This is a genomic window from Armatimonadota bacterium (genome assembly GCA_039679645.1).
Classification (GTDB): domain Bacteria; phylum Armatimonadota; class UBA5829; order UBA5829; family UBA5829; genus UBA5829.
On the sequence record JBDKUO010000008.1, the window covers coordinates 1 to 13,736 of the forward strand.

General features: G+C 52.4%; 10 protein-coding genes. 4 read left to right on the forward strand and 6 right to left on the reverse strand.

The genetic code is table 11. The annotated features are described in order from the left end of the window. Positions 1–205: 205 nt before the first annotated feature. Positions 206–2,008, forward strand: coding sequence for an Ig-like domain-containing protein (locus ABFD83_01405; GenBank protein ID MEN6355721.1), 1,803 nt, complete (start codon positions 206–208; stop codon positions 2,006–2,008). A gap of 151 nt (positions 2,009–2,159) precedes the next feature. Here ABFD83_01405 and ABFD83_01410 read toward each other — a convergent pair whose 3' ends face one another. The 3 genes from ABFD83_01410 to ABFD83_01420 form a co-directional block, all read right to left on the reverse strand. Next, on the reverse strand, positions 2,160–3,203 hold the full coding sequence (locus tag ABFD83_01410) for a hypothetical protein (GenBank protein ID MEN6355722.1): 1,044 nt from the start codon (positions 3,201–3,203) through the stop codon (positions 2,160–2,162). Position 3,204: 1 nt separating this feature from the next. Further along, positions 3,205–4,071, reverse strand: a complete 867-nt coding sequence (locus ABFD83_01415) for a hypothetical protein (protein MEN6355723.1) — start codon at positions 4,069–4,071, stop codon at positions 3,205–3,207. A 67-nt stretch (positions 4,072–4,138) separates the two neighbouring features. Further along, on the reverse strand, positions 4,139–5,338 hold the full coding sequence (locus ABFD83_01420; GenBank protein MEN6355724.1) for a helix-turn-helix transcriptional regulator: 1,200 nt from the start codon (positions 5,336–5,338) through the stop codon (positions 4,139–4,141). A 197-nt stretch (positions 5,339–5,535) separates the two neighbouring features. On the opposite strand from ABFD83_01420, the gene ABFD83_01425 reads away from it, so the two are divergent. Next, positions 5,536–8,010: an ATP-binding protein gene (locus ABFD83_01425; GenBank protein ID MEN6355725.1), complete on the forward strand. Its 2,475-nt coding sequence runs from the start codon at positions 5,536–5,538 to the stop codon at positions 8,008–8,010. Between the two features lie 13 nt (positions 8,011–8,023). On the opposite strand, the gene ABFD83_01430 is transcribed toward ABFD83_01425, so the two are convergent. The 3 genes from ABFD83_01430 to ABFD83_01440 are packed head-to-tail and all read right to left on the reverse strand — an operon-like array spanning position 8,024 to position 10,806. Further along, a complete protein-coding gene (locus tag ABFD83_01430; protein ID MEN6355726.1) occupies positions 8,024–8,809 on the reverse strand; it encodes a hypothetical protein in 786 nt (261 codons plus the stop codon). A 58-nt stretch (positions 8,810–8,867) separates the two neighbouring features. Next, the gene (locus ABFD83_01435) at positions 8,868–10,118 is read right to left on the reverse strand and encodes a hypothetical protein (GenBank protein MEN6355727.1); all 1,251 of its coding nucleotides are present in this window, start codon (positions 10,116–10,118) and stop codon (positions 8,868–8,870) included. Between the two features lie 22 nt (positions 10,119–10,140). Continuing rightward, the gene (locus ABFD83_01440; protein ID MEN6355728.1) at positions 10,141–10,806 is read right to left on the reverse strand and encodes a hypothetical protein; all 666 of its coding nucleotides are present in this window, start codon (positions 10,804–10,806) and stop codon (positions 10,141–10,143) included. A 192-nt stretch (positions 10,807–10,998) separates the two neighbouring features. Here ABFD83_01440 and ABFD83_01445 point away from each other — a divergent pair, with 192 nt between their 5' ends. Further along, positions 10,999–12,978 (forward strand): helicase C-terminal domain-containing protein, encoded by a 1,980-nt coding sequence (locus ABFD83_01445; protein ID MEN6355729.1) that lies wholly within the window; start codon positions 10,999–11,001, stop codon positions 12,976–12,978. A gap of 145 nt (positions 12,979–13,123) precedes the next feature. After that, complete coding sequence (locus ABFD83_01450) at positions 13,124–13,546, forward strand: hypothetical protein (protein ID MEN6355730.1); 423 nt, start codon at positions 13,124–13,126, stop codon at positions 13,544–13,546. The last annotated feature ends 190 nt before the right edge of the window (positions 13,547–13,736 follow it).

The window sequence follows — 13,736 nt, forward strand, 5'->3', positions numbered from 1 at the left end:
ATTGCACACAATCTCATAAAGAAAGAATCGTCAAAGAAAGTCAGTGTTAGAAGAAAGATAAACAAGGCTGGATGGGATAATGATTTTCTAGCAAGAATACTTGCAGGCGTTTAGTGCGATTGCCCTGGCGTTTCCTGTCCAAATTGTTGACTTTCGGGCACTTCCATGGTAGAGTTTGGACGGTGGGCTTATGAGGAAAATGGTTATGGACAAGAGGAAAATCAGACGAGTTGTAAGCATGGTTGTGGCAATGAGCATGACGCTCTCCGTAGTCGCATCAGCGGTCGAAGCCGCTGTGGCTACCTGGCTTGCTCCGCAGCCCGGCCAGACGTTTACGGCTCGTAATATAGAAGTAGCCGTCGGCTACAATACCCATTCGGACCTCTGTGTGACACGGCTGGAACTATGGGTCGACGGCAGGATGCATGCCAAGAAAATATTGGTGCGCCCCGAGTCCCGCGGAGTATGCTCATTCTGGTGGGACACAGCCGGATTTTCCGACGGACCGCATAACCTGGCAGTTAAAATCTATGCAGGCAGTGACCTGATATCGACCGTAAGAAGCACCGGGACCGTAGGCAACTGCAAATATGATCTTCGCCCGCCTACCGTCAGCTTCACAAATATAAAGAACGGCGATGTCCTCAAAGGCGTAACTACTCTCAAACTCAACGCAAATGACGACAGCGGCGAGCCTCCCGTGGTCAGCCTGCTCGTAGATAAGTCTCTCAAGCTGGTTCAGAACAGACCGCCTTATGATTATGATTTGGACACAACCGGCTATTCGGACGGCGATCATGAGATCAAATCGTTCGCATTTGATGGAGCGGGAAACAAGAGCGACGCGGCTGTTGTGCAGGTAGCATTTAAGAACGGAGCCGAAAAGCCTGTCGTAGCGTCTCTGAGCGTAAAATCACATTCAAACCCCGAACAATTTGATGAGTCTCCATCCGAGGCGGTTCCGACTATGTCCGGCTCGTCATCCGTGCCGTCTGCAAGAAACAGCGCGGCCCGCAGCGATAGTGTGATGAGCGGCGCATCCAGCGCATCAGTTCCGTCCACACCCGTCGCGTCCGTGCCGAATGCAAAGACGGCTTCAACTGCCTCTCCAACGATGAGGATGTCTGATATAGAGAGATCGTATCATTCCAAAACGAGTTCAGCGGTAAAGCCTGTCATTACAGCCGAAGCTGCGCCAATAGCGAAGATTGCTCCTGCGCTCGAACCGGCAAAAGTATCTATACCCGCTGTGAGCGCAAAGCCGAACCAAATAATTAGCTCTCAGCTTCCGGCAATGCGTTCCGGTTCGGTTGAGTCCATACAGGGCGCTATTTCAGCTCGCACAGCCGAGCCCATCCGGAACTTCGAATCATATACGTCACCCGTCGCTCCGGTCGACGCGTCGTGGTCGGCATCGGGTAAGTCAGTTATACCGCATGCGATGCAGGCTTCAGGCTCACCTGCACAGCCCGAGCAATCGAGCGAAGCGATCGCCAGCGATTTGACTCAAATGGCTATGTCTCCCGCCACAAGTATTCGTTCGGAAAGCATCAGAGCCGAGATGAGCGATAGCGCCAATTCGGCACAGGAACCTGTAGCCCCACTCGCCGCCAATCCGAAACCCGTGCGTGTGGCCGCAGTGCCTTACGTCAAAGACATCAACTCTGAGTCTGCTTCCAACCGTGCATATGCATGCACTCCGCAGCTCAAGAAAGACACACGAGCAAAACTCGAAAAGCGCACGGCTCCGGCCTCCGGCAAAGTCAAGCTTCGAGATCTGTATAATAACCTGAGCGGCATTCTTTTCTGGGACAGCGAAAATCACACCGTTACTGCGATATCCAATGACATGAAGATCGAGCTTAAGATCGGCAGCAAAGTCGCTACAGTGAACTGCAAGCAGATGCAGATAAGCGAGGCGCCGTATATCGTAAACGGCAGGACTGTGATAGACGTCAGCATATATCATCAGGCGAGCGAGTTTATCTTGCGTACCGCATCCAAGTAACAGCTCACTAATGATGAGTATAACTTAGCATTCTGAGCTACGTTGAAGCATGCGGGTATATCTACTTCACCGCACCTTTGAGCCTTCGGGGCATTCGCCCGCGAATTATAAAGGGTTGTGTTCAGGAGAGCTGGACGCTCTCCCGACACTGTTAGGCTTTCTCCACTTTTGAGGGAAGAAGCCAGCGTGGACGTTTGATGAACTCACCGTCTTTGAATGTCTGCTCGATCAGGCCGTGCTTCTCCAGATAGTTGAAGCAGCTTCGCATGCATCCTCGTGACGCTTCGACCCCATAACTGGCCATTTCGCCCCACCGGTGCAGCATGGCATGCCCCTCTATGATATAGCCTGAGGGGAATTCGGCGGACTCTCTCCACCTGCCCAAGGACATCGGCCAGCAGAACTTGTATGCAGCTTCTTCACTCATCTCCTGGCTGGTGATGTCTATGTTCCAGCCCGGAAAGCTCTTGTGGATAAATGGAGACACACGCGAATCGCCGCCGTGATATGAGAGTGTGCATTTGCCCATATCCACATCGGCCCACTCATAGGTCTTGTCCTCGATTGTCACCTTGACAGACTTACCTTCACTTATATGCGGGATAGCGCCCGGGCAGCCCTGGACGCAGCGCATGCACCTGGTGCATATCGAACCCGGTTCGACCAAAGGATCGGGTTCAAGAGGCATATCGGTGACGATGGCATGCAGGCGGACACGCGGGCCGTATTTTTTCGTCAGCAGCACTTTAGACCACCCCATATCACCAAGCCCGGCGGCTACAGCCGCAATGCGGATCGCAAAATGCACTTCGGGAGCTACAGCGCCTTCTCTCAAGGGCTGCCTGTCCGGCTGGATTTCCGATGCGCCGGAGTAGTACGGGATCGCTTCCCAGCCATGGTCCTCAATGAGACATGCCAGCTCATACATTGGCAGTTGGATAAACTGCATGTTGAGCAGTCCGCAGTAGTCGAACGTGGTGTAGGACGGCCAGTAGGTCCCCTCTTCAACGCCTCGCCATCCGCCGCGTAATATACGCTTACCAACGACGATGATTGAGCGGGCCTCGGGATAGATCGACGACGGGTGCATGCGGGCCGGCGCACCGTCGAAGCGCTCGATGTTCGCCACACCTATCAGGTCCAGCCCTTGAGAATACGCGAACTCTTTCAGTTGCTCCTTTGTAAGCGTCTCCATCTTACATCTCCTCCGGCCGGAGTGAACGCGTCTCGTGAACGATTGCCCATGGCTTTCGCACTCTGAAGGGATTACGGAACGCCCTGGTCAGGCGGCCTTCCTTTTCCAGATAATCTATGCAACTTCGAGTGCACAAGGCTCCATAGCGCTCCGTTTTGGCTGAGGGGTAGTCGCTGTTGAGGTTTGCGCCATTTTTACATTCACGGCACTTGGAGTCATCTATCGAAGCTACGAGCATGTCTTTGCCGCAGATAGTGATCGTTTTCTCGCCGTCCGCGCTGATCGCTCCGTTGGGACAGAACTTTACATGATCGCGGCAGTGGCTGCAGACACTGTCTTTGAGCAGGTCATCCGGTTCCAGCTCCGCGGTGGTCAAGACTATCTGCAGGCGCTGCCTCGGACCGAACTCCGGGGTCAGGAACATGCCGCAGTAACCGATCTCGCCTACCCCGGCGCGCACCGCCGCATCCGTTACATCAATCATAACATTAGGCGCGGGCTGGTCCGGCCTGACTGCTATGCCCATCGGAGGAACCTCAACAGGCAGGTCCTGAATAGGAACGGCTTCCCAGCCGTTATCCTCGATGAACTCCGCGACACGAAATGTAGCCGTCGCCAGAACGCGCATCTTGAGCCATGCACTGCCATAGTAGTAATAGTTATCGAACTGGGTGCCCTCTTCGACCCCGCGAAGTGTGCCACGCGTAATCCGTTTGCCTATCACTATGACCGAGCGCACCCCGGGCTGGATCGAGTCGGGATGATGCTGGGCCGGAAGTCTCTCGAAACGTTCTATCGGGGCTATGCCGATAAGATCGGCTCCAGCAGTTTTTGCAAATGTTTTGAGTTGGTTTGTCAGTGTCTCCATTACCGCCTCCATAAGTTTCACCGTCTTCAGTCTAGCGCGGTTATGGAAACAGCGGCAACACAGGATTTTACCCAGGCTGAACATGTTTTGACCGATATTCGCTGGGTGACGCGCACTCAACGGCTCGAAAGACTCTTCCGAAGTGCTGCACGCTTCCGAATCCGACTCGGAATGCGATATCGGTGATGGAAAGGTTTTGGTCCAGCAGCAGGCGCCGGGCTTTCTCTATCCGAAGCCGGTTTATATGCTCGACCACTCCGACGCCCATTGATTTCTTGAACGCGCGGCTCAGGTATGAAGCGTTTACTCCCAGTTTGCGAGCCAGATAGTGCAGGCCAAGGTCGGGATCGTATAAATCGCCTTTTATAAGCGAGTCCGCTATGGAAGAAAGCTGGTTTGCAGATGAGTAAAAGCGCGCATGGACCTTGGCAGTAAAGCTCACGGCAGCCTCTTCAAGCAAATCTTTTAGACGGGCGTAGTCATAAGTCGTCGAGATCTCGTTTAGATAACGCTCCGAATCGGCGGCGGCCTCGGTAGACTCCACACCGACCTCTATCGCCCCCTGCGCCATCAGTATAACCATGCTCTGCAGGATCGGTCGAAGATATATCAGACCCAGATAGCTTGTCGTAAAGAGGGCGTGCGAAACATCGTTCATCACAGGCCGGACCAGCGTCTCGTCACCGCTGCGTACGAGCCGATACAGACTTTCGCCCAGACGCCAGTATGTAGTCAGAAACGGAGATGGAGACATAGCGGCTTCATCATACACAAACACTCGATTGCTGCCCCACCGGACCTTGCCGCGCTGCGCTACGACGGCAAGCTGCGCTGCATACCTCCATGACTGCATCGACTCTTCGGTCAAAAATGCAACGCCTATGGTTACTGAGAGTGATGAAGATTCATTGATCCTTTTAAGGAGCGAGTTCATCTGGTTGATAAGCTCAGTCTGCAAAAGGCTGTCGAGCTTTCCGCACCAGTAGAGAGAGTTGGCATGGGCAAAACCGAGCAGCGCCCGCCTCTGCTGCGGCAGGTAGGAACATATCACACTTTTGACCGCCTTAAGAGCGCCGCGGCGGTCATCGGACGAGAGGGTGTGATAATCATCCAGACACAGGCAAACGACATAGTCAGGATAATCGCCGCCCAGCGCTTTTTCATGGATACCCGCTACGGTGAGCGCCGGGTCCTCCGTATCGTCCGAAGATAGCTCGGGATAGACCATATGGTTCCAAAACACGCCGTTCCACATAGACTCGTCCATTCGTCAGCCTCCAAAATATTGTTCGACTGCAATGATGGCATTACCTTGCTTTATATAAAAGCTCATGCTTGTTTCCCATTCAAGTCCGCTTGGGTAAACCTTCTCTAGTCTCTCTGGAATTCAATTTCAATCCCTCCAGGTATGATACCTGGAGGGATATCGACTATCGCTCAGAGATGCCGAGGAGGTAAGGGAACATGGCTGACATCAGAGAGTTATCCGCCGATGAGCTGACTCATACCTGCAATCCTGATGATCTGGAGTTCGAAAGCACCGCCGATATCGCCCCGCTCGAAGGAACAGTCGGCCAGGAGCGCGCGGTGAGTGCAGTAGACTTCGGGCTTGGGATACGCACACACGGGTTTAATATATATGTCGCCGGCAAGCCTGGCACGGGCAGAAACTCCAGCGTGCTGGCGCATATAAACGCCAAGGCTAAAAACGAACCCCCTCCAAAAGACTGGTGTTATGTCAACAACTTTGCCGACCCGTATCATCCTAAAGCAATAGGAGTGGCTTCAGGCAAGGGAACGGAACTCTCCGATGACATGGACGAGTTCATAAAAGCCGCCCGTGAAGAGCTGCCGCGCGCATTTGAAAGTGAAAATTATGGAAAACGCAAAAGTGAAATAATGGACGATATCCAGCACAGGCGCGAGGCTCTATTGGTTGAGCTTCAGAAAGAAGCTGCCGATCTGGGGTTTAGTATAGAGGCGACTCCTGTCGGGATAGCCTCGGTCCCGCTTACTCCAGAAGGCCGCGCATATAATCGAGATGAATATGACGCCCTCCCCGATGAGAGGAAACAGAATATCAAACAGCGCGGGCAGAAACTGCAGGAGAGCACCAACCAGTTCGTCTCACGCTCGCGCGGGCTGGAAAAGGAAGCTCAGGACAAGGTCCGTAATCTTGACCGGGAGATAGCGCTTTTTGCTGTCGGCCATCTACTTGAAGCCCTTCGAGCGAAATATCAGATGTGCAACGGCTTCGGCGACTGCAAAGCCATCCTTGATTATCTCAATGAAGTCGAAAACGATATAGTCGAACACCTTGATGACTTTCGCTCGCAAGAAAAGAAAGTCCAGCCCGGCATGCCTCCTGCTTTCGAAGAATTGGCAGAATCCACATATGATCGATACAAGGTAAACGTCTTTCTCACGCAAAAGGATCACGACGGCGCGCCGGTGATCCGTGAGAACAACCCTACATACAATAATCTGCTCGGCAAGATCGAATACAAATCGCGGTTCGGGTTCGTGAGCACCGACCACAATATGATCAAGTCGGGCGCGGCGCACAAAGCCAATGGCGGATACCTGATCGTGCAGGCACTGGATGTGCTCTTGAACCCATTCTCATGGGATGGCCTGAAGCGCATACTGCGCGCAAAAGAAGCCGCACCCGAAAACCTGATCGACCAGTACGGGCTGATCTCGGTAGCCACAATCAAGCCGGAGCCGATCCCGCTGGACGTCAAAGTAGTAATGGTCGGCAGCCCGTATATATATTACCTGCTCTATTATCTTGATGAGGAGTTCCGCAAGTTCTTTAAGGTCAAGGCCGATTTCGATATCGAGATGGCGCGCGACGACAGGCATGTGGCGCAATATGCAGCATTCGTCGCCGACTGTTGCAAAAACCTGGAACTCAAGCCGTTCCATAAAAGCGCTGTGGCAAAGATCGTAGATTACGGCTCACGCCTGATCGAGGACAAAGGCCGCCTCTCCACCCGCTTTATAGAGATTTCGGACCTGGCAAGCGAGGCTTCATATTGGGCAGAGGGAAGCGATATCGTGATGGCGGAGCACGTCGAAAAAGCTCTGGAGCAGAAAGAGTATCGCTCGCGAATGATAGAAGACAAAGTCCAGAGCTTGATCGACGAAGGCGTAATCATGATCGACGCCGATGAATCCAAAATCGGGCAGATAAACGGGCTTTCGATCTACGACCTCGGCGATTTCTCTTTCGGCAGGCCGTCCAGGATCACAGCAAGAGTCGCGGCGGGCAGGGGTAAGATAGTAGATGTCCAGCGCGAAAGCGAGATGGGCGGTCCGATCCACAGCAAGGGCATAATGATCCTCACCGGTTATCTCGAAGGAATGTATGCCACAGACAAACCCATCGCTGCTTATGCAACTATCGCATTTGAACAACTCTATGACGAGGTCGAGGGTGACTCGGCTTCATGCGCTGAGCTCTACGTATTGCTCTCGGCTATAGCCAATATTCCGATCAAACAAGGTATAGCAGTTACGGGATCGATGAACCAGCACGGGCAGGTCCAGCCCATAGGCGGTGTGAACCGCAAGATCGAGGGCTTTTTTACAGTCTGCAAGTCCAAGGGTCTCACCGGTGAGCAGGGAGTGATGATCCCGGTCTCCAATATCCGCCACCTGATGCTCAAGCCCGAGATAGTCGAGTCAGTGCGCAAGGGCGGGTTTCATATATGGCCGGTTGAGACAATCGACCAGGGAATAGAGATAATCACCGGCATACCCGCAGGTGAAAAGACGCCGGACGGCGCATACCCAGAGGGGACTGTCCACTTTATGGTCGACAAGAGGCTGCAGGAACTCGCTCAAGTGGCCAAGGAGTTCGCTGCGCCGCAACTATCCGCTCCCTCCGCAGAAGAAAAAGAACCGGCGGCAAGCATGCATGAATTTGAGATTTAGTATTTTGGATTGATTATTTGGCTGGATGCTTAATGCGCACATTCATAACTCTCCAGCCGCCCTTCTCCCACTTCAAATGGGAGATAATCTCGGCGATGCGGTCTGCATTTGCTGCCCCGCGCACCTCTTGAACGGCTTCAAGCTCATAAACGCCGTTGTGATCAGCGTCGACGGGAGCAATCAGGCCATAGCCGCCTCCCCAAACTTCAACAGATTTCAGGAGCTTGCCGTTTTTGTAATAGCCCATCTCATCATAGTACTTCGTGCGGTCCGCAAGGTCTATGATGCTCGACTTTCCATCAACGTCGATCTGAGCCTTGTAATCGGACAGAAAGTGACCCGTAAATGCAGGTTTAACGGTGTGGTTCGTATCAAGCAGCAGTTTGGGCTGCCTGCCGCCGAATGAGTAGACGATACAGTTGATGCTCCCGCCGCTGCCGCCTGTAGGAGCGGAAATGAACACGTCAGGCGCACCATCGCCGGTAAAGTCCATGGCCTTAAGCTGAGGATCATAACCGCTGTCCGACTCTTTCGGCAGCCGTGTGCAAAGCTCATTTTTACCGTCAAGATCAGTGACGATTATAGACATCTCGACTATATACGGGCCGGCATTATCGAGCTTTCTGCCCATCAGTATGACGCGATCATTGATGCCGTCCCCAGTAACGTCCGCATCCAACTGGCCGACCACGACACTGTCTTGGGCGGGACACGGCAAAATGCCCGGGTCGAGCGTTGCCCACCCGGGCATAGATATAATCGCAATAGCTACACTCAACACAGCAACTCGGATGAACATATCTCATTCCCCCGAGAGTCAGTTTGCCCTTATATTGCGCTCCGCAAAACTAAAGCCGTTAGTAAGATGATCCTGTAAACGGTGTAATGTCACCCGATTCGGCAAGCCGGATCAGCGGATAGTGATCGGAGCCGGACTTAAATAAAGAGCTTGAGCCCTGAACTCTCACCATCTCGCCTATGTATCTGCCGTCGCCCCATACAGGGCCTTCGACTTTCACTCCCAATGAGCCCATGCCGCTGTCTCGATGCGATCCGTCATCAATCGTTATCCAGGCATGAGCGAGAGTCGTATCATATGCCGTTACCTTGCCCCACGCGACCACATCCAGACCAATGTTGTTTGGCCCGACGCTGCCTGTGCAGCCGATCTGCAGACCGACACTCGACCCTCCGCCGACAGACTTGCAGCTCATACCCAAAGCAGTGGGAGCCGTGGAATCCGCCTCGTTCATTAACTGCACGAGCTTTAGGACATGCTCATCATCTCCAGTATCCTGGATCGTGCCGAAAAGCGAGACTGCTTTATCTCTCGATGTGCCTCCGCCAAGAACCGCCATTCCGCCGGACCAGTCCGATTTCTCTACATTGAACCTGTCCGCATGCACACGCGTGACTATAATATCCGAGACTACAAAGTCGCCCGAGGCATTTGTTTTAGCCTCGGCAAGAGTCAACTGCGGCACATCGGCTGCTAGAATCATATTGTCCACACTGAAGCTGTAGACAGCCGCCGGATCATTGTCCGAATAGAGATTTATCTGGCTGAAAGGACTGCCGGGCGAGACGATCCCAAGAAAGTAGACATCGTTGCCCAGACTCAGGCTCTGAATCGGTTCGGTTGCGCTGTATGCGTCAAACCCGCTGGATGCATGCATCTTCCAGAATGGAATTGCAGGGTCACCCGTCGGGCTGGGGTTGCCGATCAGGTAAATGCCGAATGCGTGTATCGGGCGCGAGAAGCCAAATGTTATGTGATCGCCATTGCCAGCCAGAAACTGGTTCTCCGAACCAGACACACCCACAGATATGGGTGTAGACCCTGTGCTGTAGGCATCGGCAGCAACGGGCTGCAGGTCTATTGTAGTCGCACCGTCACAGTCAAGACCCTGCGCGCTTATTGCCGCCATTCCGCAAGCTGTGACACTCGTCCCCGCGGTATACGAGTCAAAGTCGAACACCTTGCTAAACGCAAAACCGGATATCGCTGTATTAAACGGTGCGCTGCCGGTATATGCGGTCGCCGCGTAAGAAGCCAGCGAGGCAGCAAGCATATAAATAGCGAGCGCTGATGCAAATATAACTTTCATTTCTTGCCTCCAGCTCGCACAATTAATTTACAAGCCATGCCCAGCTTCTTGCGGAGTCGATAGTGACGGATGATCCGGTGCCGTTCTGAACATAAAACCACATAGTGGAGCTCAACACCGGCACTACGAACATGCATACCCCGGAAGACTGTAAGAATGGGGCTCCTTGAATTATTGAGTTTGTCGGGGTGGCAAAAGTGACATAGCCCGGTGTGAAGCTGCCCCCTGAGGGTATGCCGTCATATTCGGGAAAGACCTTCAGGTTCTCCGGATTTGTTAGAGCAGAACTGACTTTGATTACAACCTTGACTTCACGATAGCCGCTGCAGTTGAAACTAATACTATTTGATGAGCCGGAAAACGTCGGGTCAGTTGTCCAGAGTTTGACTCCTTTTGTCAGGGTCGGGGCGGATATTGTATTGGTCACAGAATCTATCTTGACCGTGGGGCTGTTTGAGACGGATACCGAAGGCGTGTTCGTGACACTGACACTAGGTGTATTGGTCACGGCTACATTCGGAGTGCCTGTAATTCCAACACTCCATGTGCCGTTTTGCTGCGATTGCACCGTAGGAGTATTTTCAACCTCGACGGGTGTAGTCCGCGTCTGAGCCGAACACATAGTCGCATCTAAAGTCACACATAACAAGCCTAATAATAACACACTTGCAATTTTAGTCCTCATCATTACCTCCAAAATCCCCTTTAGAACAAAGCATCAACTCTGTTCGAAAATTCATTGTTCACTCTTGTGACACTTAATCCCTAGTATATCATAAATATGAGCTCTTGCAAGCAAACGCAAAGAAATCAGGCAGTATTACGAGGATGCATGTTTTCCTTGACTGCCGAATGCGCGTTCGCGTAAAATTGGTGCAGGATGTTTGAAGAAATCACCAAATGCCTCGGGCCGGATGGGCGGTTCGCTCGCCTGTGCGAGGGTTATGAATATAGAGATGAGCAGTTGCAGATGGCTACGGCTGTGGCTGACGCAATGCTGCACAAAGAGCACCTGCTTGTAGAGGCGGGGACCGGAGTCGGCAAGACGGTCGGCTATCTCGCACCTGCCGTAATCTATTCATCAGGCACAAAGCCGATTATTATCTCGACGCACACGATCAACCTGCAGGGTCAGCTCATAAACAAAGATATACCCCTGATGCAGCAGGTGATGGATGATCACCCGTTTACAGCCGTCCTGATGAAGGGCCGCAGCAATTTTCTCTGCCTCCAGGAACTCGATCATGCGGCCCAGTCGGTCATATATCACGAGGACCCCATTTTTAAGCAGCTTCAGGAGTGGGCATCGCAGACGCAGACGGGCGATGTCGGTGAGCTGGATTTCACATTCACCGACTGGTCCGAGGTCTGCTGCAATCAGGACACCTGCCGGCACCAGGAGTGCCCTTATAACTCAGAGCAGTGCTTCTATTACAAGATGCGCCGCGCCGCCGAGTTGGCGGATATTATAGTCGTAAACCACGCGCTTTTCTTCAGCGACCTCGGCCTCAAGATGACCGACCCCAAGAACGGCATACTGCCCGACTACGGCGCGGTGATCTTTGATGAGGCGCACCACTTGGAAGATGTGGCGAGCGACATCTTCGGCATAGAGTTCTCAAACTATCGCATACCTCAGCTTATCAGCCGTATCCGCAAGCGTCGAGAAATTGACGTGCCTCAGGGTGAGCTTGAGTATATTCTCAGCCTGAATAATACCCTCTTTGGCCCGTTCGATTCTATGCACAGGTCGGAGTTCTTCTTTGACGAGATGTATGAGTCCGTCGAGAAGCGCACGGTGGACGAGTCGGTAAACCAGCTCATCACGCACCTGGACGGCCTCAATACTGCTCTGCTCGCTCAAGACACTGAGGACAACCCGGAGCTAAAGGACCGCCTCGACGGCTATCGAAAGATGCTCGCTCGGATGCGGGGTGAGCTTTCGGACCTTTTCTTTGCGGACCAACCCAACTATTTCAGATGGTGTGAAAAACCCTCCGGCGGCAAGTTCGTGAGCTGCTACCTGCACCTGTCCCCTGTGAACGTGGCGGATATATTGCACGACTCGCTGTGGGGCAACCTCGAACCGATAATAGCGACCTCCGCTACTCTCTCCAACTCAGGCACATTCTGTTACCTCAAAAAGAGACTTGGGACCCCCGAGTGTAATGAGCTGATCCTAGGCTCGCCGTTCGACTTTGAGCGCCAGGCTCTGCTATATGTGCCTGATGACCTCGCGTTCCCGTCAAATGCGCCCGAATATGCCGATGCGCTCTCCGATAAGATCAGACAGCTCCTGCTCGCCACCAACGGCCGCGCGTTCATGCTCTTCACATCATATCGAATGCTAAACGAGGTCTTCAACAGGCTTATCGACCAAGTGCCGTTCAGGCTGCTCAAGCAGGGCGATATGTCTAACGACCGCCTCATCACCGAATTCCGCGAGAACGACGACACGTGCCTTATGGGTGTGCACTCGTTCTGGGAGGGGGTGGATGTGAAGGGCGAGAGGCTCTCATGCGTGATTATAGACAAGCTGCCCTTCGCCGTGCCGGACACACCCACCAATAAGGCCCGCTGTGAGCAGATAGAAAATGAGGGCGGCAACTGGTTCATCGAATACTCCATTCCTCAGGCTCAAATTCGCCTCAAGCAGGGCTTTGGCCGCTTGATCCGCACCAAAACTGACCGCGGGATAGTCGCTATCCTGGACTCTCGAATCCACAAAAAGTTCTACGGCAAGGAGTTCCTCAAATACCTGCCGCGATGCAAGGGGACGAAGAAGGTGGAGAAGGTGAAGGCTTTTTTGGAGGCTGAGAGTGGAGAGCCGAGAGTGGAGAGCCCGGAAGGGGCTGCATAAAACCCGGCAGCTTGGAACATATCTTCATCAATACTTCAGATTGTTTTGCAATATCAGGATTTGTTGGCTATAATACGGCCGGGTGCTAATCAAGATTATAACTGAGAGCCGAGCGGTTTAGGTTCTCCGAAAGAGAGGAGAATCGATGGAAATCACAAATGTTTTTCATAAATTGTTCAGGTGGATATTTTTCTTTCCTGGAAGTATCTTGTGTGGTGTAGCTAGTTATTATGTAGCTGGTTTTATAGGTGTAATGTGTTTGTGTTCAGCTGGTTTTGCGCCTGATGGAATAATCAGTAGATTGTATATTCTCATTCAAAATAATATGATTTGTGCTGCCGTCACGATATACTGTGCAGCATGGATTGCCCCGAAGCACAAAAGAGTAATTGGAATAGTCTTTGCAACAGGCTACATTCTTATTTTTCTTGCATCTATCCCAATGTATATTCATATAGGAACTATACTGAATCGGTTGCCTGGTCACATAGGAGCATTTCTAGGGTCTGGAGCCATGCTTGCTTCGATAGCCAAAAATGATATTAATTCTCTAAGGTCAAGCAATTGAAATCAGCCACCGCATATCTCCGGTTTAGCACATATCGCCAAGATAATTAGGTTGTTTCGGGATACCCTGAAGCTGTCTCAAAAAGAATAAGCGAAGAGACATGAATTTGCGGTATAGTTGTCGAACTCCTATATGGGAGGATTGATGTAATGCCGCGATTCAAGGAAATGCCACAGGACCCGAAGCAGAT

What these genes read in the sequence shown, in the direction of transcription:
- ABFD83_01435 (MEN6355727.1), bottom strand. Translation starts at nt 10,118, where the DNA reads ATGAAAGTTATATTTGCATCAGCGCTCGCTATTTATATGCTTGCTGCC.
- ABFD83_01430 (MEN6355726.1), bottom strand. Translation starts at nt 8,809, where the DNA reads ATGTTCATCCGAGTTGCTGTGTTGAGTGTAGCTATTGCGATTATATCT.
- ABFD83_01440 (MEN6355728.1), bottom strand. Translation starts at nt 10,806, where the DNA reads ATGATGAGGACTAAAATTGCAAGTGTGTTATTATTAGGCTTGTTATGT.
- ABFD83_01415 (MEN6355723.1), bottom strand. Translation starts at nt 4,071, where the DNA reads ATGGAGACACTGACAAACCAACTCAAAACATTTGCAAAAACTGCTGGA.
- ABFD83_01445 (MEN6355729.1), top strand. Translation starts at nt 10,999, where the DNA reads ATGTTTGAAGAAATCACCAAATGCCTCGGGCCGGATGGGCGGTTCGCT.
- ABFD83_01450 (MEN6355730.1), top strand. Translation starts at nt 13,124, where the DNA reads ATGGAAATCACAAATGTTTTTCATAAATTGTTCAGGTGGATATTTTTC.
- ABFD83_01420 (MEN6355724.1), bottom strand. Translation starts at nt 5,338, where the DNA reads ATGGACGAGTCTATGTGGAACGGCGTGTTTTGGAACCATATGGTCTAT.
- ABFD83_01410 (MEN6355722.1), bottom strand. Translation starts at nt 3,203, where the DNA reads ATGGAGACGCTTACAAAGGAGCAACTGAAAGAGTTCGCGTATTCTCAA.
- ABFD83_01425 (MEN6355725.1), top strand. Translation starts at nt 5,536, where the DNA reads ATGGCTGACATCAGAGAGTTATCCGCCGATGAGCTGACTCATACCTGC.
- ABFD83_01405 (MEN6355721.1), top strand. Translation starts at nt 206, where the DNA reads ATGGACAAGAGGAAAATCAGACGAGTTGTAAGCATGGTTGTGGCAATG.